Raw genomic sequence first — 24213 nt, 5'->3', positions numbered from 1 at the left:
CTAAGGTAATATTTTCAGATAGAAAATAAACAGGCTCTTCAGAATTGCTTCACTCTAAATCAATTAGACATATTCTCAGGTTCAACAAGATCAAAAGACAAGTAAAAGGATGAGCCCTTTCCAACTTGAGTTTCAAACCAAATTTGGCCTCCTGCCGTTTCCACACCTCTCTTTGCAATTGCTAAACCCAAACCCGAGCCTTCAGACTTTGTGCTGAAGTTTGGAATAAAGATTTTATCTTTCAATTCATCAGTTATCCCCTTACCGTTATCCTTGATTTGAAGAACCACTTTCCCATCTTCGATCATGAGCCAAATTTTAATCTGCGGTTTCTTCTTTGGATCTACTGCTTGGATTCCATTGATGATCAAGTTTGCGATCACCCTCCCAAAAAGCTGATCATCTCCCATGACCATCAAATCTCTTTCAGAAGCTAAATCCTCAAAAGTCACTGTTCCCTTTTCTCTACTTTTAAACAACTCTATCGTATCGATCACCACTTTTCTAAAATCCATCATGGTGTTTTTAGGAAGAGGCATTTTAGCGAAAGTCGAAAAAGAAGTCGCTATATCGCTGAGCGTATCAATTTGATGAATCAATGTCTCCAGCGGCTTTTTAAGTTTCGCTGGATCTTCTAAATTTCCCATCGCTTGGAGTCTCAGCAAATGTTGCAAAGTAAGCTTCATTGGAGTAAGCGGGTTTTTGATTTCATGAGCAACTTGTTTTGCCATTTCCCTCCAAGCCGATTCTTTTTCAGTATTGGATAGAATTTTCTTACTGGCTTCAAGCTTAAAAAGCATGTTGTTATATTCATTGACCAAAAGACCAATCTCATCATTGGAAGGCCAATACATAGGTTCGTTGCTATCTAAATCAGTATTCTTTAGCTTTTGCGTAAGCAAATTGAAAGGAAAAGTCAAATTCTTAGAAACGAAGTAGGATACGAAAAGGAATATAATAAATATCAATACGAAGATATTAGCGATATTACTCAAGACATCTGCTATCAATAAATCCAACTCGGACTCCGATTCAAAGAATGGAATGGCTACAATTGCTCTAATCTGTTGACTATTGGATGATCTGATGGCCAAATAAACTGATTTATAATTGAGTGACCCAATTTTCTCTTCTAGTAAAGCTCTGTTATTTTGACCTTCTACAATCTCTACGATTGCTTCTGGATTGATAAATTTGGTTAAGATTCCCTTGTCGAAAGTATTGGGTTGTGATGTTGCAATCAACTTTCCATCGGGATCAAATACATTGATCTCAACATTTGTGGTGCCAGCAAGATTATTGACCATTTCAATGAAATCATCTCTATCTGCTTCCCCTATCACCTGTCTTTCCAAGACTGCAGATAGATTGTCTCCAACCAAAGACCCTTTCTGAAAATACTGCCTATGCAGCTCTTCTCGATAAGAATTTGACAATAGACCTATAATAATCAAACTGATGGTAAGGATGGGAAAGAAAAAAGCAAAATTCAGATACAACTGAAGCTTTGTGGCATAGTTGAACCTAAATCTTCCTAAGCCTTGGACAATAGTGAAAATCAGCACACTAATTAGCGTCAGGATAATATAGGCGACGAAAAACAACGAGATATCAGCCAATATATAATATATTGGATAAACAGGAGAAGAGACAACGACTAGTTTGTCATCGCTTGTGATACCAAGGTGATGGTATTTTTTTTCATAGATACCAAGAGTATAAAGTTTTGCTTGTTTTTGAAAAGCCTCCAAATCCATCGTTCTATAGTTGAATACTCCTACAGAATATTGGAGCTCTCCATCTACAAAGAAGGCATAATCGTAGTTCCTATCGCTTACATTCACATTGTACTTCCTATCCATGAGAAGCTTAGGGAAAACTGACCCAGGTAATATTTTCAATTGACGCAACTCCAAGTAGGCTGTTCCAATTAAAATATCGTCTCTGAAAAGCGGTATAAAAGATATATATCTATTCCCAATCCCCTCCTCTGCACCTTTAATGAAATATAAATCTTTTACTGTAGTGGCGAAATCACTTTTAATATATTTAAGCCTCAGGTCTTGCAGGCTTTCTTCATCCGTTCTATCAAGTACATTGTCTCCAGCCCCATTAAAGATTCTCAGATCAAGATCATACTGATCAAAGTAATTGGTCATATGAATCTTTTTGATCTTTCTTGCTATAGCTTCGTTAGATTGAAATGGATCTGCTAAAGTATTTTTAATAAAAAGATCAGACTTAATTCTATCCATGATACCTGCTAGATAAAATTCTGCCATTACATCATTTTCGACCAGTTGCTGCGTTCCAAATCGCTCTTTGGCTTGCAGCTGCCTTTCCAAATAAACTTGATGAGAAGCTATGCCCGTGATCACAGCACCAATTAAACATCCAAAGAAAAAGGTAAGAAAGGTATTGAAGCCTAGTTTGAAGATGTTTTTATAAAGTTCGAAGCTTACAATAGAAACCAAAAGGATAAAATGAGCTAAAAAAGCTATTAAATATACCCAATTATAATAAGCGAGTATTAGACCAATTGGGATAGAAAAGTACACTAAAACCTTTAGTGCTTGAGACCTTTCAATTTTTTCACTGCTCAAAACTAGATTAATACCCAAAATAGAAAACAATAAATACATCGCGCCCCCAAAAAAGACAATGAGGAGACTGATCATCTTAAAATAATCAAAAGAAGGAAGAGAAAGTATATTTAAATCCCACTGAGAATTACTTAAGATATTTATGTAAAGACTGTAAAAAAGAGCTAGCAAAATTGTAGAAAGCAAATAAGCAAGCAAAATAAAAGTCCCTACTTTGTAATTGGATCTTAACAAATTGAACTTGTTTTGAAAACCCTTGCTCGCTAAAATGGCAAGCAAGAGAGAAAATATCACCAAACTACAAATCGTATTTAGCAAAAGATCACCTAAGCTTGGATTGAACCAAGAGGATGCGTATTTGGTGGAGTCGAATAAAGGGAAATCAAAGAAGTCTTGTGGAAAATTAAAAAATAGCATAAAACTTCGTATGGAGAATAAAATGCCTGCTGCATATAAAATGGCTAAGTATGGCTTACTCCTTCTCCAGATTGTGCGAACAAAATCGTAACCTACAATTAATATTAATATGAGCAGGGAAAAGAAGAAGATAAGAAGTGTAATATTTCTTTCCTTGTCTACCGATTCATATCCGGCTTCAAACTCTATGGAGAAAATGAATTCCCCATTTTTACTTTTAATATTAGAATTGCCTCCTTTACTCTGTTTTGATAAAATCAATCTGTTATTCCCAAATAATTCTGGGTTAAAACCAGATAATAAAAAATCATTTTGTACTTCACGTTTGTAATTCAGTGGATAAAGCTGCACCAAATAATACGACTGCTCAAACCTTTTGATATTTCTTAGTCTAATGTAAAAGGCTCCTTTTTGATCCTCATAGTATTGGTGCTGCTTTTGTTTATTGAGCACTTCAAAATCAGGCATGTGGGTAAAATCAGACCAGAAAACCAGATCACCCTTTGAATCAAATAAATAATATGGGTAATTACTTTTAACTAATAAATTTGAAAAAGTAAGTGCTTCATCAGGTCTATTTTGCATCAAGATCTCAATAAAATCTTGATCAAATTTTGACTCAACTAGGTGAATTTCCTTTTCAATTGGTTCTAGGATTTGATTGTAATCGCTTCTCTGAACCAAAAAATAATTCAAAGCTAATAACGCACCTATTCCGAGGACAGCAGTAAGAAGTAAAAGGCGTCTCTTTTTGAGCATATTATCTATAAAAGTAAAAAAGCAAAGTTGATAATCAAACTTTGCTTTTTCTTTATGAATATTAAGATTCTAATGATTAGAATTTATCACCTTGGAATGTAAATTTTGCTTTCCTTTTTTTTGCGTTTCTATACCATAAATACCCTATAACCATAGCAATGGTATAAGGCATGATAAACAAATACAGAATACCCATATTCAAACCCGCGCCTATGGATGTATCTCCATTGCTAACGTTGTTTTCTACAGAAGCTCTACACATTGCACATTGTGCAAAAGATGTGCTTTGAATAAGTATAAAAGCAACAAAGAGGAAAAAGGACTTTAAGATTTTATTTACCATCAATTATACAACGTCTTGAATTTTGGAATAGTTTAGAAATTGTAATAAGGGCTAATCATTAAATATACTATAACCCCTGATATCGTCACATAAAGCCAAATCGGATATGCAAATTTAACAACTTTTTTGTGTTTCGCTCTTTGATCGGTATATCCATAGTAGTACGCCAACAATATTGGAAACAAAGCTACCGCTGCCAAGATAATATGTGTAATCAGGATAAAATAATAAACTGATTTAATGAAGCCTTCACCTCCAAAAGTGGTGCTTTCTGCGGCAGCGTGATAGATTACATAGGAAACCAAAAAGATCGCTCCTAAAACAAATGCAGTAGTCATGGAGGCTCTATGGTAAGTAATGTTTTTACTTTTGATAAATATGAGTCCAAATATTAAAGCCACAGACGCCGCAGAATTGATTACGGCATTAAAATGAGGAAGGAAGTAAACCCAATCACTTGCCAAGTCAATTTTAGATGGCATAAATAGAAGTATAGCAACAACTACTGGGACTGCAACTGCAATCACTGTTACCCATCTGATAATTCCTTTATCCTCCTTATCCATTAATAAATTACTCTTTTCCATATAACAATATCTTAATTTCTACAATTAAACGATCTACTTCTTCCCTGTTTGTACCACTATAATAACCACGAATACGACCTTCTTCATCTACCAATACAAATTTATCAGAATGCACAAAATCATCAGGCACATCTCCACCATCCATAGCAGGAAGGATAAAGCCACATCTTGCAAGGTTATAGGTCATAACCTTGTCACCTGTTAAAAAAAACCATTTGTCTTTAGTTGCTTGATGTAAAGTTGCGTATTCTTGAAGAATCTCTGGTGTATCATAATCGGGGTCTATAGAAATCGAAAAGATCTGAACATCGTCTATGTCTCGAAACACATCATTGACACGTTCCATTTCTGTAGACATCACGGGACAAATACTCGGGCAAGAAGTAAAGAAAAAATCAACAACAGTTATTTTACCTGTCATTGCAGACCTTGATACAGCCTCATTATCTTGAGAAGTAAATGTGAAATCTGGAATTACGTGCTGCTCGTTTTCCGCAAAATCACATTCCATTAACGGATTATCTACGCCTTCTTGATAATACACAGGGATATCATATGTGTTAGAAGTCATTGTTTTCAAAAACACGATAATCAGTACCGGCACCATCAAGATACACAATAACACAAAACCTTGAAGTATTCTAATTCCTCTCATTCCTCTCTATTTCTTTATGTAACAAAAAAGTAGGTTGAAGAGTCACTCTCCAACCTACTTTTTTTTTAAAATAAGATAAAATATTTTTTTACCACCTCATCAAGAAGATATCAGAGCCTTCTTTCACAAGTGCTATGACTAACCACACTAGGAAAATCAATGGGACAATGATAGAGTAAAACAAAGGCTTTGCTTCCTCACCTAGGTGCATAAATTCCATCATGATGTACTTTGCTTTCCAAACTGTCAAAGCTATGAATAGGAAGTATAGCAACAAGCCTCTTTCCATAGTAAAGGCCATGACGAATTCTACTAAAGTAATTGCTAGTAAAATGCCCGCAGTCTTCCAGATTTTTTTAATCTTTTCGCTATCTCTTGGAATAACTTCCAAAGCTGATTTATTTTCTTGTAATGCCATATCTAATAAATTTAATTCCTTTAGATTAAGTAGAAGAAAGTGAATACAAATACCCAAACTAAATCTACAAAGTGCCAGTATAGACCGATTTTTTCGATCATCTCGTAGTGACCTCTTCTTTCATATACGCCTACTGCTGCCTGGTAGAAAGCTAAGAAAAGCAGAACAACACCAATAGTAACGTGAAATCCGTGAAATCCTGTTATAAAGAAGAATAATTGTGCAAAAGCAGCAGGTCCATATTCGTTAACAGCTAAATTGGCACCGTATATCGTTTCTGATACAACTTGATTCATAGAATTAACAAAAGTTACTAATGTACCTTCGTCAGAACCATGGATAAAGTGAGACCATTCCCAAGCTTGGCAACTTAAAAAACATATACCACCCAGCAGAGTCCAAAGCATCCATTTAACTACATCATTTCTATCGTTTCTATGCCCAGCCTCTACAGCCAATACCATAGTCACAGAACTCAAAATGAGAATGAAAGTCATCAAGCCAACAAACACAAGTGGTAAGTGCATCCCATGAGCCAGAGGAAATGCATCAAAAACTAATTCAGGTACAGGCCAGTATTCATTAGAACCCTGAAAGGTTTCCATAGAACCTTCATAACCTGGATAACTTACTCTGATAGCTGCATAAGTTATCAAAAAGGCGGCAAAAGTAAAGATATCTGAAAGTAAGAAAAACCACATCATCAGTTTTCCATAACTGGCTTTAAGTGGTTCATTACCACCTCCCCAGATTCCTCTTTTGGAGCTTACTCCAATCGCTGTCGCAGTCGTTGACATATTAATTTATTTAACTTTAATAATTAATGATTCAAAAGCATAAATGTAAATAAGTATAACCAAAGCGCTCCTAAGAAGTGCCAATAAGTTACACACATTTCCATAGACACCATGGATTGTGAATGTACCTTGTATCTAAAGGACGAAATTAACACAATTATTAGAAAAATCACACCACTAACCAAATGCAATGCATGAAGTCCTGTGAAAATATATAAAAATGAACCAGAAGGATTTCCAACCAAATACACATCCATATCCACAAGTGCCACAAAACTATACCATTGCCCAACTAAGAAGGCAAGCCCCAGCACAGAAGCAATGACCATTCCTATTCTAAGTTGCATTAAATTATCTTTCTTTGCTGAAAGATATGCCCAATGCAGAAATATACTGCTGATAATAATAATCCCTGAGGTGTAATAGAAGACTGCAGGAAGATCAAACTCCAACCAATTTCCTTCTGATTGACGAACAATATATGCACTTGTCAGACCTGCAAAGATCATCACAACAGTCACCATAAAAAGCCATAAAGAGAACTTTTTTGGATGCATTGCGATAGGCTGCTCAGCTCCTTCTATATATGCGAATTTTTCTTCCATAATTATATCTTATCTAATAGGTAAGCAATTTGTACTATTGGTAGATAAAGAAACGAGCCAAACATGATTTTTAAAGCAGATTTTCTAGAACAATCACGCATCAAAGAAAACGTTTGTGCTAAGAAAAGAACCCCGCAGATTGTAGCAACAATTCCTGAATTGATTCCTGTTAGACCAAAGTAAGTTGGTAATAGACCAAGAGGTAGGAGGAATAATGTATATATCATAATTTGAATTGCTGTATTCAAATCCTTCTTTCCACCACTAGGCAACAATTTAAAGCCAGCCTTTTTATAGTCTTCATCACTTACCCATGCAATAGCCCAAAAGTGAGGGAATTGCCAAATAAACTGAATTCCGAATATAATTAATGCTTCATGTGAAATAGCGCCAGTAGCAGCAGTCCAACCTAATAAAGGAGGCATTGCTCCAGGAATAGCACCAACAAATACTGCAATAGGACCAACTCTTTTTAACGGAGTATAGACAAACACATAGAGAATCATACTTAGAATTCCCAATCCCGTTGTTAAAGGATTTGTGAAAACCCACAAGATACTGATACCTATCAAAGCAATAATTGACGTAAACCAATAAGCTTCACTGAGCGAGATTTGCTTGGTTGGAAGAGGTCTATTTTGAGTCCGCTTCATCAGCTTATCATAGTCTCTTTCCCAGATCTCATTAGCAGCTCCCGAGGCACCAGAGATTAAAAATCCTCCTACCATTAAGGCAAAGAATTTTCCCCAAGAAAACATCACACCTGAGTCTCCTAGAATAAACCCAAAGACAGCTGAGAATGTAACCAAAGCTGATAGCCTGAATTTAATCAATTCATAATATGCCTTTGCTCTAAAAGCAATAGCATTAAATAAAGTATCTTCAGAAATATTAATAGCTCTCATGAACTTAATTTTCAATTGTTATTTTTTTCTGATCCTTTAGATTTAACAAAAGCAGAAACTGAATCCCTATAATCAATGACCCAAATAAAAGATGAACAGGCTGCAAGAAAGCTGGAATCGCAAAATAAGCCATTCCCACTCCAGTCAATATTTCAAATGCAATCACAATAATTAATAATTGTGACAATTTGAAAATACCTGATCGTCTAACTGAATATTTATAAATTTTATAAATGAACAGAACATGAATCGCAAGCAGCAACAAAGAGTAAGACCTGTGGACAAGGAAAGTGAAACCAATAGATTCTATCCATGATCCTCTCAACAAATTCCCCATTGCGAATGCAATTTGATCAATCTCTTCTCTCACCTGTGTTCCCAATACTATTTGGACAATCATTAAAATGAAACCAATCATTAAGATCGTGAATAGCCTAAATGGCTTTTCAGTTCTAAAGGAAATTTTCTTGTAAAGATGATGCGCTCTGAAATGAATGTATATTAATAGACATACCAACAGCAATGCAAGTAGCATATGAAGCGTAATCATCCAAGCCAAAAGATTTGTTGACACCACAATAGAACCTATCCAAGCTTGAAACACTACCAATACCAAGCTTGCGAATGATAAAATTGGGATCAATTTATCTTCTTTCCAGAGAGGGAGGGATCTGTAAACGGTGAGTAAAATAAACAAACCAATCAGAACTCCTATCAATCTATTGATATATTCAATCCAAGTTTTGACAGGATTAAATTCTTCTTCAATCAGAATTGATTTGTCATTTTTTATTTCTTCCGCCTTTTTTGAAAAACCAAGTTTCTCAAGGCTTGCAACAAAGCGCTCATTTTTCAGAATTCGCTTTTGAAGATAAATCTCCTGATAATCATTTGGGAGCTGATTCACGCTCGTTGGCGGAACCCAGCTCCCAAAGCATTTTGGCCAATCGGGACATCCCATACCAGAACCGGTACTACGAACAACGCCTCCAACCAATATAAGAAAATAAACAGCTATCACAGTTATCAATGATATCCTGCGAAAGCTATTTATGTTTTTAAGATTCTTTTGATTCATTAGCTACTAAAACTTCTCCTTCTTCAGCTATAATTTCTTTCTCTAACTTAACCAATTCTTGTTCGTGTGGAAGGTTAGATTCAGGAGTTGCTGATAAAGGCACTGTTTGTGGAATAAAATCCTCATTAGCTCCAGGCTTAGAATAATCATAAGGCCATCTGTAAACAGCTGGAATTTCACCAGGCCAGTTACCATGTCCAGGATGAAGCGGCGTAGTCCATTCTAAGGTAGTTGATCTCCAAGGATTCAAAGAAGCCTTTCTACCTCTATACATACTGTAGAAGAAGTTGAATAAGAAGATGAACTGAGCCGCAAATGTTATGATCGCTGCTACAGACACAAACATATTCAAATCTGTATATGCACTACTGAAATCATATGTAGTAAAAGAATAATATCTTCTTGGGAAACCAGCAATTCCAATATAGTGCATCGGGAAGAATACCAAGTAAACTCCAACGAATGTCAACCAGAAATGAACATATCCTAATCTAGCATCCATCATTCTACCAAACATTTTAGGGAACCAATGGTACACCCCAGCCATTAATCCAAAGAAAGAAGCTGAACCCATTACCAAGTGGAAGTGAGCCACAACGAAATAAGTATCATGCAATTGAATGTCAATAGCTGAGTTTCCTAAGAATATACCTGTAAGACCACCAGATATAAAGAAGGATACTAAACCAATTGAAAACAGCATTCCTGGCGTGAAAATCAAATTACCTCTCCATAATGTGGTTAAATAATTAAATACTTTCACTGCGGAAGGAATTGCAATGATTAGTGTCAAGAACATAAAGATCGATCCTAGGAAAGGATTCATTCCAGATACGAACATATGGTGAGCCCATACAACGAACGAAAGAATAGTGATCCCCAACATTGAAATAATCATCGCTTTGTAACCAAAGATTGGTTTTCTTGAATTAGTTGCGATTACTTCAGATGTGATACCCAAGGCAGGTAACAATACTATATACACCTCAGGGTGACCTAAGAACCAGAATAAATGCTGATAAAGTACAGGGCTACCACCAGTATTTGGCAAGGCACCTTCACCACTGATATATATATCAGAAAGATAGAAAGATGTTCCAAAACTACGATCAAATACCAATAATAAAGCGGCTGCAAATAAAACTGGGAATGATAATAAACCGATTACCGCAGTCAAGAAGAAAGCCCATATTGTAAGAGGAAGTCTTGAAAAAGACATCCCTTTTGTTCTCAAGTTAATTACTGTAGAAATATAATTAATACCTCCTAACAAAGATGATGCGATGAAGAAAGTCATGGCGATCAACCATAAAGTCATTCCCATTCCTGAACCTGGAATAGCTTGTTCCAAAGCTGACAAAGGAGGATATACAACCCATCCACCACCAGCTGGACCATTTTCAAGGAATAGTGAAATAAACATGATCACACCAGATATAAAGAAGAACCAGTATGATAACATATTCATGAAACCCGAGGCCATGTCTCTAGCGCCAATCTGAAGCGGAATCAAGAAATTAGAAAACGTTCCACTCAATCCTGCTGTCAAAACGAAAAACACCATGATCGTACCGTGCATCGTCACTAATGCAAGGTAAAAATTCGGATCTAGTTTCCCTCCATCGTCAATCCATCCACCTAAAAGAGGCTTCAGGAAAGTAAGATCCATATCAGGGAAACCCAATTGCAATCTGAAGAGAATCGAAAGAAATCCACCAATCAGAGCCCAAAATATACCAGTAACCAGAAACTGCTTACCGATCATTTTATGGTCAATGGTGAAGATGTATTTCGTTATGAAATTCTCTTTGTGTTCATGATCATGATCATGATCATGTGCACTATGTGACGCTACGCTAGCTGTTGCCATAATCAATATAATTTAATTACTTGTGTTCGCTGATTGTGATGTCAGCCAATTCTTTAAGTTCTACAGATAAATTCTCCACAAGAGCTGGGTTGTTAACTATATATGGTTTTTGTTCTGCTTTCCACTTTTTAAATTCTTCTGGAGTAACCACTTTAATTATCTTTTTCATAGAAAAGTGTCCACGACCACAGATTTCCGTACAAGCGATTTCATAATCAAACTCATCGTTACCTAATTCTACTCTCATTTCCTCAGTCGTCAATGTAGGGGTAAACCAGAACCTAGTAGGCATACCTGGTACAGCATCCATTTTCAAACGCATGTGAGGAGCAAAAACAGAATGTAGAACATCTCTGGCTCTAATTTTAAATAAAACTGGTTCACCTTTAGGAATGTAAACAACCGGTGAAGAGAAATCATCTAAGGCATTTTTGTCAGAAAAATCAACTCCAGACATGTTGTTGACTTCATTGATTAATCTGTAATCATAATTACCCAATACATTATCCATACCTGGATACCTAACCTCCCAAGCAAATTGATAACCCATTAACTCTACTACTTCTGAATTTTCTGGAGCTGGGGCAGTGATATCAGACCATGCTTTCCATCCACCAATCACTAAAAGCGCGAGAACAAAAGCCGGAACTATTGTCCAAATAACCTCAAGTTTATTGTTATCAGGATAGAATGTAGCTGTGCGTTTTTCATCATACTGGTATTTATATGGAAACCAGAACAAAAGAATGTGAGTAATGATAAAAACTACTCCCGTCACTGCCATAGTGATCCAGAATAAATTGTCAGTTACAGCACCATGCTCAGAAGCAAGTGGTAGCGTGTAATTGTCAAATTCTTTGATAGAATACCAAAACATTAAAGCACCACCAGCAAGAAGGAATACTATAAATAAGATAGCATTCACTTTGTTACTACTCGAAGCAATCTTTTTGTCTGATCCTTTGACAACTGAGACTAAAGTTTGGATTCTGTAAACCATCCATATAATGGATAGTAAAAACAAAACACCTACTGCAATAAGAAATCCGTACATAATTATAATTTTTTCGGATAAATATTAAATGTGATGATGATAACTCTCTTCCAACATAGGATGATTTTTCGCAACCAAATTACCTTTCGTAAGTCCTTTTAAAGCTACAAAACCAAATAAAGAAGCGAATACTAATAGCATACCTATTTCCATTAAACCAAAGCCACCGTTGTGACCGAGAGTTCCGGGCTGAACCATTAGGAAGAAATCAAACCAATGTCCGAGAATTATTAAAGAACAAACAACTTTCAAGAATATTGTATGTCTTTTTGCATCACGTGTCATTAAAACAAGGAAAGGCAACACAAAGTTTAAAGCTAGATTTACAAATATGTACGGGCTATACACATCACTTGACAACCTCTCTACAAAGTATACAGACTCCTCAGGAATGTTTGCATAATAGATCAACAAGAATTGAGAAAACCAGATGTAAGTCCAGAATATGGAAAATGCAAAAACGAATTTCCCTAAGTCATGAATATGGTTTTCATTAACCATTTCTAAGTAGCCTTTCTCCTTCAAGAAAACAGTAATCAAGGTAATTGCTGATAAGCCAGCAACAAACCATGATGCAAATACATACCAACCAAACATAGTAGAAAACCAGTGTGTGTCAATAGACATCACCCAATCCCAAGCTGATATTGAGGAAGTAATCCCAAATAAAATAAGGAATATGGCTGACCATTTTCTGATATTAGACCAGTTGTGTGATCCTGTTAAATTATCCTCAGCAAAGGATAAATTTTTCAATTTATTGAAGAAGAAAATCCAAATACCAAAGAATGCAAACATTCTAACGATGTAGAAAATTGGAAATGTTCCTTTTTCCATTGGCCAATAGAAGAATGATCCTTTACCATCAATGATTTTATCATAATGTTCTAAATCATTCGAATCATACAGGTAACTATGTGTCCAGTGGAATAAATCATGATTTGCAACAAAGAAAGTTACAATCATCAAGATGGCAGCAAATGGCAACCAATTCCCTAAGGACAACATTACTCTTAAGATACCTGTTGACCAACCTGCTTGCGCAGCATATTGAATTGCAAAGAAAAACACACCAATAATTGCTATACCAGTGAAATAAACGTTGTTGATCCAAAGGTTTGCATATAATCTTTCATACCAATGAAAGGCATGACCTCCTGCTTCTTCTGCAGCACCATGGTCACCACCTCCAAAAATACCAGTAAGAATTCCTGCGATTAACAATACAGCACCAATACCAAGACCTATAAAAAGGGACTTTTTGATAGAAGTAGTAAAATCAAATTTTTGATCTAAGTTATAATTTGAAACGTGCGCCATGATTATTGTTTCTGAATTTCTTGTTTAACATAGTGAACAATTTTCCAAATTCTTTCTTGAGGAATTTGAGACCCGTGTGCACCCATTCTTCCTTTACCTTTCATGATAACATGGAAAATGTGTCCTTCAGGAAGATTTACATAAGCACCGCCTTTAAGATTGGCGACACCACCAATAACCTGACCTGCAAGACCATCACCTTCGCCATTAGCTCCGTGACATGCCGTACAGAATTGAATATACAATTGCTGTCCTTCTGCCAAAACTTGATCAGTTAGTTCAACAGGATTTTGGATTTCTGCCGCTTTTTCGAGCTCAAATGCTTTTAATCTATAAGGAAGCATGCCGTCTTTAGTTCTAGGAACAGTATTGGCAACAGGCTCTCTCATGTTCATTTTACTAGGATTATTCACATTTGTATTGAAGAATTCGCCTTTTCCGTCTTCTCTCGTAGACAACCATTGACCTTCATCTTCATTTACAATCTGTGTCAAACCTTCGTAAGGAACAGAGTTATACATTTGCGGAGCATATTCGTATCCCGGGTTATCTCCAGAAGCGCCACAAGAAGCGAGCCCAAAGGCAACTCCTACTACAGCGATAACATATATGGATTTTATCAATTTCATATTGTCTGAGTTACTATTCAAAACTTTTATTATTCACTTCTGAAGCTCCTGAAGATTTCAAAATCTCTCCTATCTGCGCCTCTCCTATCGAAGCATTGGTAGCTAAATCAATTGCCATCACGTGCTTATCATCTGTAATTCTCAAATCAAAGATCCTAGGCTGAGCCCATGGCTTCAAGTTTGAAGAAATCATAAACACACCAACCATACCGAATGCTGCCAATAAAACAGTCAACTCGAATGTTACTGGTATAAAGTTAGGAAGACCTGCATGATCTTTACCACCGATAATCATTGGCCAGTCAATTTTCATCATATAAAATTGCATGGTCAAAGCCAAAGTAGTTCCTAAGATTCCAAAAAGAAATGCTGCAATAGGAAGTCTACTTCTTTTGTAACCTAGTACATCATCAATTCCGTGAACAGGAAAAGGGGAGTAAACTTCATGAATTTTAACACCGCTCTCTCTTACTTTGGATACGGCGTCTAACAATACATCCTCATCTTCAAATACACCGAGGACAAAATTCTTATCTCTTTCCATGATTACTTATTTACTTTTTCTGAAGAAGACTTAACGATTGATTTAACCTCTGCCATGTTGATTACTGGGAAGAATTTTGCAAACAATAAGAAGAGCGTAAAGAACAAACCAAATGTGAAGAGATAAACTCCAACATCTGAAATCGTTGGATAGAACATCGCCCATGAAGATGGAAGATAATCTCTGTGAAGAGAAGTAACAATGATTACAAATCTTTCAAACCACATTCCTATGTTTACCACAATTGATAGTGCAAAAGTCGCTACAATTGAAGTTCTAATTTTTTTAAACCAGAATAACTGAGGAGAAATCACATTACATGTCATCATAGACCAGTAAGCCCATGCATACGGACCAAATGCTCTGTTCATAAATGCATACTGTTCTGCAGCTACACCCGAATACCAAGCAATGAAAAACTCTGTGATATAAGCAATACCTACAATAGAACCTGTAATGATGATAACAATATTCATCAATTCAATGTGTCCAATTGTTATGTAATCTTCCAATTTGAAGAGCTTTCTTGTAATGATCATTAAAGTCAATACCATGGCAAAACCTGAGAAAATCGCACCTGCCACAAAGTATGGAGGGAAGATAGTCGTATGCCATCCAGGAATTACTGAAGTCGCAAAGTCAAAGGATACGATAGTGTGTACTGACAATACCAAAGGAGTAGCAAGACCTGCTAAAATCAAAGCGACAGATTCATATCTGCTCCAAGTTTTAGCAGCTCCATCCCATCCGAATGAAAGTGCTCCATATATTGTCCTTCTCAATCCTGTAGCTCTATCTCTAATTGTAGCAAAATCAGGGATCAGACCAATATACCAGAATACTAAGGATACTGAGAAATAAGTGGAAATTGCAAATACGTCCCAAAGAAGAGGGGAGTTGAAATTCACCCAAAGTGAACCAAAAGTATTTGGCAATGGAAGTGCCCAATAAGCTCCTAACCACGGTCTACCCATGTGAATTACTGGGAACATCGCAGCACAAATAACAGCAAAAATCGTCATTGCTTCAGCAGCTCTGTTGATCGCCATTCTCCATTTTTGTCTAAACAAAAGCAATACTGCGGAAATCAAAGTACCAGCGTGACCGATACCAACCCACCATACGAAGTTGGTGATATCCCATGCCCAGCCGACTGTTTTATTAAGACCCCACATACCAATACCTTCCCAAAGGGTAGCTACTAGCGCGAGACTTCCTAATAATAGGACACCTACTGCAACCAAGAGGCCAAGAATCCAACCCAAAGTTGGTTTTCCTTCTACCTGTCTTGATACGTCATGTGTGACGTCTTTTAAGGTTTTACCGCCAGTAATTAGCGGTTCGCGTACGGATGAAGTTACCTGCATATCTTATAAAATTATTTATTACGCTTCTGATTTATCCTTATTTCTGATTTTCGTAAAGTACCAAACGTTAGGATTGACATTTACCTCCTCTAACACGTGGTATGCTCTTTCTTCATTCACCTCTTTAGTAGCAGAAAGTGTTTCTTCTTTTATTTTAAGAGTAGAATAAATTTTGCTACTTGTATCATTCATGTCTCCAAATACAATTGCATCTGTAGGACAAGCTGAAGCACAAGCTGTAGTGATTTCACCATCCTGAACTTTTCTACCTTCTCTTTTGGCAGTCAATTTTCCAGACTGGATTCTTTGCACACACATAGAGCATTTTTCGATGACCCCTCTGGATCTAACAGTTACATCAGGATTCAAGACCATCTTACCCATATCATCGTTTTGAGCGACGTTTACAGTAGAGAAATCTTTATTATCATGATATTTGAACCAGTTGAATCTTCTTACTTTATACGGACAGTTGTTTGCACAATATCTTGTACCAATACATCTGTTATATGTCATTTGATTTAGACCCTCAGAAGAGTGCGTTGTTGCAGCTACTGGACAAACAGTCTCACAAGGAGCATTATTACAGTGCTGACACATCATTGGCTGGAATACTACTTCTGGATTTTCAGAAGCGATTTCCAATCCTTCATTGTCGCCAACCTCGGCATCAGAACTGTAGTATCTATCAATTCTTATCCAAGCCATCTCTCTTCTATTCAAGACCTCTTGCTTACCTACTACCGCAACGTTGTTTTCAACTTGACAAGCAACAGTACAAGCTCCACAACCAATACAAGAGTTCATGTCAATAGCAAGACCCCAATGATGTTGGCTGTATTGATGACCTTTCCACAAAGAAATTTTAGATGGTTTTACAAACTCACCTTCTTTATAAATTTTTGGTTGGTATCTACCTGCATAAGCATCTTCTTTGTACTTAGGAAGAATTGATTCCTGTACTACGAAGTTTCTGCCCATGTAAGTCTGGTGCGTTTGCGTCTGTGCTATTTTATATGTATCAGCTAACAATTCAATGCTGACCCCTTCGGTAATATCGAAGTTTACAAATCCTTTGGAGTTGTCTAGCAATTCATAAGCATTCACACCTACTCCATTTGCTACTCTACCAGCATTTGTTCTACCGTAACCTAAGGCAAGACCTACTGTCCCAATTGCCTGACCAGGTTGAACCAAGACAGGAACAATAACAGACTTATCACCTATCGTTAATTTGGCTTTCTGTGTTGCTCCTTCGAACATCTTAAAGCCATTTTCATTTGCCCATTTTTGAGAAACTGTCAAATAGTTATCCCAAGTTGCTTTTGAGATTGGATCTGACATTTCTTGCAACCAAGGGTTGTTAGCGAAAGCACCATTACCAATACCAATTTTAGAATAAACTACCAATTCAGTAGCTGCATTATCAGCTTTATATGTTCTTGAGATTGCTGCAGCTGCACTGGAAGCATCACCAATAGCTACTAATGCATTTGATACAGATTCAATTGAAACAACTCCATTGAATAGAGCTTGATCCCAATATTGCTGGAAATCTGTCATCTCTGATTGAGATGCAAAAAGAGTAGAATTCCAATTTTCCTGTATAAAATCGTAGTAATTTGTCTCAACACCAGCCCAAACCAAGAATGATTCCTGCGCTTGTCTTGTATCGAATAATGGGGAAATCGTCGGCTGAGCCAAAGAGTATTCTCCTTTTCTTGGATTGAAATCATTCCAAGATTCCAAATAATGATGATCAGGAGCTACATACTGTACCAAAGAAGCTGTCTCATCCATGGTCATATTTGTAGCAACTGAAACTTTTGCTTTTGCAATTCCTGCTGCTAATTCCGCACCTCTTGCATAATCATAAGCTGGATTACAGTTGTAGAATACAACTCCTCCTACTCTACCAGCATTCAAATCAGAAACAAACTGATGCATCTTTGCATCATCACCTTTTCTAAAGAATGAAGGTGTTGAGAAATCAACAGTGACGCCGTTGTTTCCTAGAAGATCATTAATTGCGTTGATTACAATCTGTACGTTTGGATCATTTGATCCAGACACTACGATTGAAGCACCTCTATTTGCCCAAAGTTCGTTAGCCGCTTTATCTAAATGTGCAACTTCAACTGCTGCTGCATTGTAACTCGCTGCTCCGGCTTTTTTAGCAATTGCGTTATATAATGAAAGAACGGCCAATCCACTAGCAGACGCTTTGATTGGTGTTCTATAATCTGCATTTGATCCAGTCAATGAAAGGTTTGACTCAAACTGGAAGTGTCTTGACATCTCTGGCTTCTCCTTAGAGATCTTTCTTCCTTTTGCATATTGTCTCGCAAATTCGATTGGAGAGATCCAAGTTCCCAAGAAATCAGCACCAAAACTTACAATAACCTTTGATTTATCAAATTTATAAGTTGGAAGAATGGCTTCTCCATAAGAGGTTTCAGCCGCTTTTGTGATTCCATAGCTTGAAATCGCATCATATGTAATCACTTCCGCACCACCGAAAGCTTCAGCAAATTGTGATAATGCTTTTTCAGTAGATGGAGAATTAATAGTGTTCGTAACGATTTTAACTGTTCCAGCAGTTGCCAATTGTGACTTTACTTGAGCATCAATAGTTGCCCAATCCGATTTTTCACCATTGACATAAGGAGCAGCTAATCTTTGCTTATCGTATAAGGAAAGCACTGAAGCCTCCACGATAGCACTCACGCCTTTTCCATTAATAGGAGAAAGTTCATTCCCATCAATTTTGATTGGACGACCTTCTCTTGTTTTTACTACAATAGATGCATAATCTCCCCCTGAGGAGAAGGTTGATGCATAGTAGTTAGGAATCGATGGATTGATGTCAACTGGTTTGTTGACATAAGGAATTGCTTTTCTAACAGGTGCCTCACAAGCAGCCAAAGACGCCGCAGCTAAACTGAAACCCATTAATTTCAAGAAATCTCTTCTAGAAGGACCTCCATCTTCACCATTGTTAGATGGTAAATATTCAGGGAATTCTTTATCAGCATTTTTAACAAATTCCGGGTCATTTGTTAATTGCTCTAATCCTTTCCAGTATGTCTTATTATTTTCTTTCATTGTATATTCAAGAAAAGTATGTTCTGATTTGATTTAAATTAATAGTGACACTTAGCACATTCAAGACCGCCAATATCCTTCACTTTAAGAGAATTTTTGCTGTCTGAATGGAGCTGCACTAATTTATCGTAATATTCATTACCAGCTGATTTAATATCTGTTTGTCTGTGACAATCGATACACCAGCCCATTGTTAAAGAACTGTGCTGATAAACAACTTCCATCTCCTCGATAGGACCATGACAAGTCTGACACTCAAGTCCACCTACAGCGACGTGTTGAGAGTGATTAAAGTAGGCCAGGTCAGGGAGGTTATGGATTCTTACCCATTCTATCGGCTGATTGTTATCTACAGCGTTGTAAATTTTTTGGATTTCAGTAGAAATACCCTCTTTACCTCCAACATTCTGAATATGCGTATGACAATTCATACATATGTTAGCAGAAGGAATGTTAGCAGATTTACCAATCTCTACGCCAGTATGGCAATACTGACATTCGATTTCATACTGACCTGCGTGTAATTGGTGAGAGAACGCAATTGGCTGTTTTGGCTGATATCCTTGTTGAACTCCAATAGTATACAAGCCGTCAATAGCAGTCTTGGCAACTAAAGCTATGACCAAAGCAGTTACGATGACTACAAAAGCGTCACTTCGCAATACCTTTTTAACGTCAAACTTTTGATTGATAAATTCAGAGTCTTCTTCTTCTAATTTTTGACTATTCAAGTATTTAGTTAATACTGAAATAATCAAACCTAATACAATTAGAATAAGTAGAAGAACCACAACCAAAACCGCAAGGATGATTGTAAGGTATTCACTTGGCACGCCTGATCCACCAGCAGCTTGCGCTGTTCCAGCATCACCACCTCCATCAACAACCGCAGCTTCTTTATCTCCATATTCGATGTAAGAAAGAAGATTGTCAAGTTCTGTATCACTCAAAAACTCGTGAGCTGGCATTGCTAAGTTGTTGAACTCTTTGTACAAAGCATTAGCTTGAGCATCTCCTGAGGCAATAAGAGCCTGAGAGTTTTTAATGAAACTTTTTGCCCATTCGATAGATCTACGATCAGTAACGCCTCTCAGCGCTGGACCTGTGTATTTTTGATCTAGCTTGTGACAAGACTTACAGTTGGCACTAAAAACAGATTTACCTGCTGAAATTGCCTCTTCACTGTCAGAAACATCTGGATTAGCTGCAAAGGCTTGTGCTCCCAACATAAGGAAGAACATTAGCGCCAATGTGCTTAATCTTAAAGGAACACTTAATAATGAGCGTTTGATCGACATATTTAATACTTATTAAACAGTTTAATTCACGTTTTTCTTATAAACAGTGCAAATGTACTACCCCAATTCTACATTTCAAACTTGAGTTCTACAGATGACATAAAGTTGTAAACAGGTCTACATTTATTGTAAGTTACTGTTGTTCAATTTTTTATAATATTAAAATAGGCTTCAAAAATAATTTAGAATCTTTATAAATATAACATATTTGCCTCAAATAAATGATTAGGAAAATCCCTAATAAAAACATGTACGGAATCTTGATTATTTTCCATTGGAGTTTTGTAATAAATCAGATAATCTCTACATTTGCATTCCAATTAAAAAAAGGGTCGGGTGGCCGAGTGGCTAGGCAGAGGTCTGCAAAACCTTGTACAGCGGTTCGAATCCGCTCTCGACCTCCAATTTCAAGAAGCACCTTCTTTTGGGGGTGCTTTTGTTTTTTCAAGAAACAATTAATTTACAGTTCCTGCTCGACTCACATCATTCTGAGTTGGACGATCATGCAAGGGGTGGAATATGATGCAAATGGTGTCACAAGTAAAGAAGGAACCCCTACCCTATCATGTGGATAAACGATATTCCTAAAGTCGAAGTGCATATAATAAACCGACCTGAAGCAAAAACCACGAGGCGTTGGCGAGTCAGCTCAGGGCCCTGTCGATGCAGCGATTGTCAATGCTTTGTCTTCAATTTTGGATAAAAGAATATATGAATTGACTTCAAATTTTAATGCAAGCTCTTTCTTATATTTTTAAAAAACGATTTTTTACTTTCTGACCAACTGAAGTTTGTAAAAGGTGATAAAATCATGCTCTTCCCCGATAAAATCATCATCTCTTACAGCATAGAAGGGCTTATCTAGCGATTCAATATTCAAAATTCTTCCGATTTTATATGGAATGATGATTTCATTTGAAAGTATAGTGTCTTGCGAAACAATTTTCAAGATCTGATTTTGAAAGTCTTTGTATTTGGGAAAGTTTTTTGGATTATTCAGTTCATTCTGTATGAATGTATCTTCATCTATCCCTTCAGTATATGTAATAACTATACCTTTATCTGTCACGAATAGTTGTCTGATTCCCCCATCAAGCATTCTTCTGCCAGAAATACGTTGATATTCTTCTGAGTGCTCACCATTATCTATAAATTTAGAGGGCTGAAAATCAAGAGTATTCAAATACTCTCCTCCTTTACTTAAATCGTAAGTATGAATCAATGATTCATTACTTAAGGTTAAATGAAGTATATCCCCGGAAACTCCAAACTGAACCCATGGTCTCTCAAAGTATTTATCTGAAGAATATCTGGAAGTACTAGAGATTTTAATTATTGGCTTAGATCCTCCTGTGCGTGGATCAATTTTTTCCAAGAGAAAGTGATCTCGGAAAAAATGCGGATCGTAAGGGTTTGCTCCGTCCCTACCTGGATAATAACTAATCAACAAATCATTCCAGTGATCCAAATTTCTAAGAAGGCCTCCCCCATCCTTTGCCTCACTAAGAAATGAAAGTTTTATCTCTTGTTTCAAAGAAAGATCCTCGTTTAATTCATATAGCCAACCCACAAAACTTGCTGCAAAAAGTCTGTTATCCTTAGTATATCGCAATTGTGTCGGATATTGAACTTTACCTGGCCCATCAGTTGGATAGGAGGATTCATTTATGATTTCCCCACTCGAATTAAACTCAATCAATTTATTCCCTTGGAAGCTAAATAGCACCCCTTTCTCATTTCTGAAATCCCCTCCATCTACATTACCCAAATAATCCACCTGAATAGAATCCAAAATCACAAGTTCCCACTCGTTGGAATCAGCTACATTTTGAGAATCTTTATCTCGCTCTGAGCAAGCAAAGATCAATGCTCCAAATACGAGTACTACTATTCTAAATCTGATCATTTTTCAGCGAATTTGACTTTATAAATTCTTAAGAAATCCTCTTCCTCTTCATATGGATCTTTTCCCTGCATAGACAAAAAAACATCCGAATAACGGAGGTATAGAAATTTTTAATAAATTAATTTAATTTTAATCCTCCATCAAGGATAATATTTGTAACCAGTGTGCAGGCTCTTTAAGAGCGATATTGTTTTTGTCAGCTACAGACTTGGCTTTTTTCCAATTTTCACCAAACACAGCTTTCAACCCTGAATTACCCGGTTTTAACCTAGTAATATTTTCATCCGACAACCAGAAAAGATCATTTTTATATTTAAATCTATCGCCCTCATCTGTAACCGATATCATTTCAGTTTTACTATCAGTAGAAGTAAAATATTTTTCGTGGTAAATAAATAGTTTCCCCTTTGAATCTTGATCATGCAACAATTCAAAATATCTTATTTTATTCAAATAACTGATCGGGTAATAAACCAAAACATCACCTTCTTCCGATTGAAATTCAATTTTCTCAATTTGGTTATTATCCAAAACAGTTAGCCTACCACTTTGTCTCACATGAACCTCGTTATCTGCGATATTGATATCCATTTCAGGAAAAGTACTGGCTGCTCCTGATTTCTCAAAAACTTTACCTGGACGCATTTTATCAAATAGGTATGGAGAACCTTTTATATCTCTATCAAAAACAGAGAAATCCATATCATTAGATCTTCTAATCTGAGACCTACCAGAATTGACAGTACCTCCAGAATTAACCAAGCCCTGTGCTTCTACAGAAGCATATCCTAGTAGTCCAAATAATACTAATACTATCTTTTTCATAAGCATATAATTTAAATTCAATATTAACAGTTGGAATACTGAAAAACAATTAGTTTTTCTTAATTTTTCATAACGAACAAATCAAAGATTAATCCAAAAAATAGAGTTTCATAGCTTGAAAAGCTTTCTGTAAACTCGACGTTCAATTCCACGATGTGAAAAAAACAGGTAATTCTCGTTTAAATCTGGAGAATAAATTTTACTGTTTTTCAACCAATTTCACTTTATAAACTCTTAAGAAATCCTCTTCTCCTTCATCATTTGGAGCTTTTTCCATCCATGGATAAAAAACCTCCGAATGACGGAGGAATATAATTTCAAAATGTGATAATTAAATTCTAATTATCCATTAAAGATATTAATTGTAACCAATCTGCGGGCTCTTTAAGAGCGATATCATTTTTATCAACAACTGACTTCGCTTTTTTCCAATCAACCCCAAAAATTAATTTTAATCCAGATTTACCTGATTTTATCCTAGAAATACTTTCATCAGCATACCAGTAAAGATCATTTTTATATTTAAATTCATCTCCTTCATCGGTCACAGAAATAACTTCTATTTTATTATTGGTGGAAGAAAAATACTTTTCATGATAAATAAATAACATCCCTTCTCCATCCCGTTGATGTAATAATTCAAAGTATCGTATCTTATTTAAATAGCTGATAGGATAATAAACCAAAACATTCCCTTCATCCGACTGAAATTCTATTTTTTCAATTTGGTCATTATCTAAAACAGCTACTTTGCCATTTTGTCTAACATGTACCTCGTTATCTGTGATATTGATATCCATTTTAGGAAAAGTACTAGCTGTCCCAGATTTCAAGTGTACTTTACCAGGACGCATTTTATCAAATAGGAATGGAGAACCTTTTATATCTCTATCAAAAACAGAGAAGTCCATTTCATTAGATCTTCTAATCTGAGACCTACCCGAATTAACCTGGCCCTGTGCTTCTAGAGAAACATATCCTAGCAATCCAAATACTATTAAAGCTATTTTTTTCATCATCAATATATTTAAATCTAATAATAACAATTGGAATAATAAAAAACAATTAGTTATTCAATTTTCCAGTATAAAATGGATCAAAAACTAATACAAAAACTAGAATTTTCAT

Annotated in this window: 20 protein-coding genes and 1 tRNA gene; 1 reads left to right on the top strand and 20 read right to left on the bottom strand. The window is 36.2% G+C overall.

Annotated features, from left to right (window positions below):
* Positions 1-59: 59 nt before the first annotated feature.
* From IEV57_RS17330 to IEV57_RS17250, 17 genes are all read right to left on the bottom strand, one after another.
* Entirely contained in the window at positions 60-3779 is a 3720-nt protein-coding gene (locus IEV57_RS17330; protein WP_188444308.1) for an ATP-binding protein, read from the bottom strand.
* Between the two features lie 76 nt (positions 3780-3855).
* Entirely contained in the window at positions 3856-4122 is a 267-nt protein-coding gene (locus tag IEV57_RS17325) for a CAMCR motif-containing small membrane protein (RefSeq protein WP_188444307.1), read from the bottom strand.
* Positions 4123-4154: 32 nt separating this feature from the next.
* On the bottom strand, positions 4155-4709 hold the full coding sequence (locus IEV57_RS17320) for a DUF420 domain-containing protein (protein ID WP_188444306.1): 555 nt from the start codon (positions 4707-4709) through the stop codon (positions 4155-4157).
* The gene (locus IEV57_RS17315) at positions 4696-5364 is read right to left on the bottom strand and encodes an SCO family protein (protein WP_188444305.1); all 669 of its coding nucleotides are present in this window, start codon (positions 5362-5364) and stop codon (positions 4696-4698) included. The genes IEV57_RS17320 and IEV57_RS17315 overlap by 14 nt, the downstream gene beginning before the upstream one ends.
* An 88-nt stretch (positions 5365-5452) precedes the next feature.
* The gene (locus IEV57_RS17310) at positions 5453-5782 is read right to left on the bottom strand and encodes a cytochrome C oxidase subunit IV family protein (protein ID WP_188444304.1); all 330 of its coding nucleotides are present in this window, start codon (positions 5780-5782) and stop codon (positions 5453-5455) included.
* Positions 5783-5802: 20 nt separating this feature from the next.
* The gene (locus IEV57_RS17305; RefSeq protein WP_188444303.1) at positions 5803-6579 is read right to left on the bottom strand and encodes a cytochrome c oxidase subunit 3; all 777 of its coding nucleotides are present in this window, start codon (positions 6577-6579) and stop codon (positions 5803-5805) included.
* Between the two features lie 23 nt (positions 6580-6602).
* Positions 6603-7184: a cytochrome c oxidase subunit 3 gene (locus tag IEV57_RS17300; RefSeq protein WP_188444302.1), complete on the bottom strand. Its 582-nt coding sequence runs from the start codon at positions 7182-7184 to the stop codon at positions 6603-6605.
* A 2-nt stretch (positions 7185-7186) separates the two neighbouring features.
* Positions 7187-8089 carry a heme o synthase gene (cyoE, locus tag IEV57_RS17295; RefSeq protein WP_188444301.1) on the bottom strand — a complete coding sequence of 301 codons (903 nt, stop codon included), beginning with the start codon at positions 8087-8089 and terminating at the stop codon, positions 7187-7189.
* Positions 8090-8093: 4 nt separating this feature from the next.
* Positions 8094-9167, bottom strand: coding sequence for a COX15/CtaA family protein (locus IEV57_RS17290; RefSeq protein ID WP_188444300.1), 1074 nt, complete (start codon positions 9165-9167; stop codon positions 8094-8096).
* Complete coding sequence (locus IEV57_RS17285) at positions 9148-11037, bottom strand: cytochrome c oxidase subunit I (RefSeq protein ID WP_188444299.1); 1890 nt, start codon at positions 11035-11037, stop codon at positions 9148-9150. The genes IEV57_RS17290 and IEV57_RS17285 overlap by 20 nt, the downstream gene beginning before the upstream one ends.
* Positions 11038-11053: 16 nt before the next feature.
* Positions 11054-12091, bottom strand: a complete 1038-nt coding sequence (locus IEV57_RS17280) for a cytochrome c oxidase subunit II (protein ID WP_188444298.1) — start codon at positions 12089-12091, stop codon at positions 11054-11056.
* Between the two features lie 24 nt (positions 12092-12115).
* On the bottom strand, positions 12116-13411 hold the full coding sequence (locus IEV57_RS17275) for a quinol:cytochrome C oxidoreductase (RefSeq protein ID WP_188444297.1): 1296 nt from the start codon (positions 13409-13411) through the stop codon (positions 12116-12118).
* A 2-nt stretch (positions 13412-13413) separates the two neighbouring features.
* Positions 13414-14040, bottom strand: a complete 627-nt coding sequence (locus IEV57_RS17270; RefSeq protein ID WP_188444296.1) for a c-type cytochrome — start codon at positions 14038-14040, stop codon at positions 13414-13416.
* Between the two features lie 13 nt (positions 14041-14053).
* Positions 14054-14584: a DUF3341 domain-containing protein gene (locus IEV57_RS17265; RefSeq protein ID WP_188444295.1), complete on the bottom strand. Its 531-nt coding sequence runs from the start codon at positions 14582-14584 to the stop codon at positions 14054-14056.
* A gap of 2 nt (positions 14585-14586) precedes the next feature.
* Entirely contained in the window at positions 14587-15951 is a 1365-nt protein-coding gene (nrfD, locus tag IEV57_RS17260) for an NrfD/PsrC family molybdoenzyme membrane anchor subunit (RefSeq protein ID WP_188444294.1), read from the bottom strand.
* Positions 15952-15969: 18 nt separating this feature from the next.
* Entirely contained in the window at positions 15970-19056 is a 3087-nt protein-coding gene (locus IEV57_RS17255; RefSeq protein WP_188444293.1) for a TAT-variant-translocated molybdopterin oxidoreductase, read from the bottom strand.
* 38 nt (positions 19057-19094) lie between these two features.
* Positions 19095-20354, bottom strand: a complete 1260-nt coding sequence (locus IEV57_RS17250; RefSeq protein ID WP_188444292.1) for a c-type cytochrome — start codon at positions 20352-20354, stop codon at positions 19095-19097.
* 330 nt (positions 20355-20684) lie between these two features.
* Here IEV57_RS17250 and IEV57_RS17245 point away from each other — a divergent pair.
* Positions 20685-20758: transfer RNA gene (locus IEV57_RS17245), tRNA-Cys, on the top strand.
* A gap of 365 nt (positions 20759-21123) precedes the next feature.
* On the opposite strand, the gene IEV57_RS17240 is transcribed toward IEV57_RS17245, so the two are convergent.
* From IEV57_RS17240 to IEV57_RS17230, 3 genes are all read right to left on the bottom strand, one after another.
* The gene (locus IEV57_RS17240) at positions 21124-22260 is read right to left on the bottom strand and encodes a hypothetical protein (RefSeq protein WP_188444291.1); all 1137 of its coding nucleotides are present in this window, start codon (positions 22258-22260) and stop codon (positions 21124-21126) included.
* Between the two features lie 129 nt (positions 22261-22389).
* The gene (locus IEV57_RS17235) at positions 22390-23085 is read right to left on the bottom strand and encodes a hypothetical protein (protein ID WP_188444290.1); all 696 of its coding nucleotides are present in this window, start codon (positions 23083-23085) and stop codon (positions 22390-22392) included.
* Between the two features lie 338 nt (positions 23086-23423).
* The gene (locus IEV57_RS17230; protein ID WP_188444289.1) at positions 23424-24104 is read right to left on the bottom strand and encodes a hypothetical protein; all 681 of its coding nucleotides are present in this window, start codon (positions 24102-24104) and stop codon (positions 23424-23426) included.
* Positions 24105-24213 lie beyond the last annotated feature (109 nt).

The sequence above is a fragment of the Belliella aquatica genome, assembly GCF_014637795.1.
GTDB lineage: Bacteria > Bacteroidota > Bacteroidia > Cytophagales > Cyclobacteriaceae > Belliella > Belliella aquatica.
This window is presented reverse-complemented; position numbering and strand designations above follow the sequence as displayed.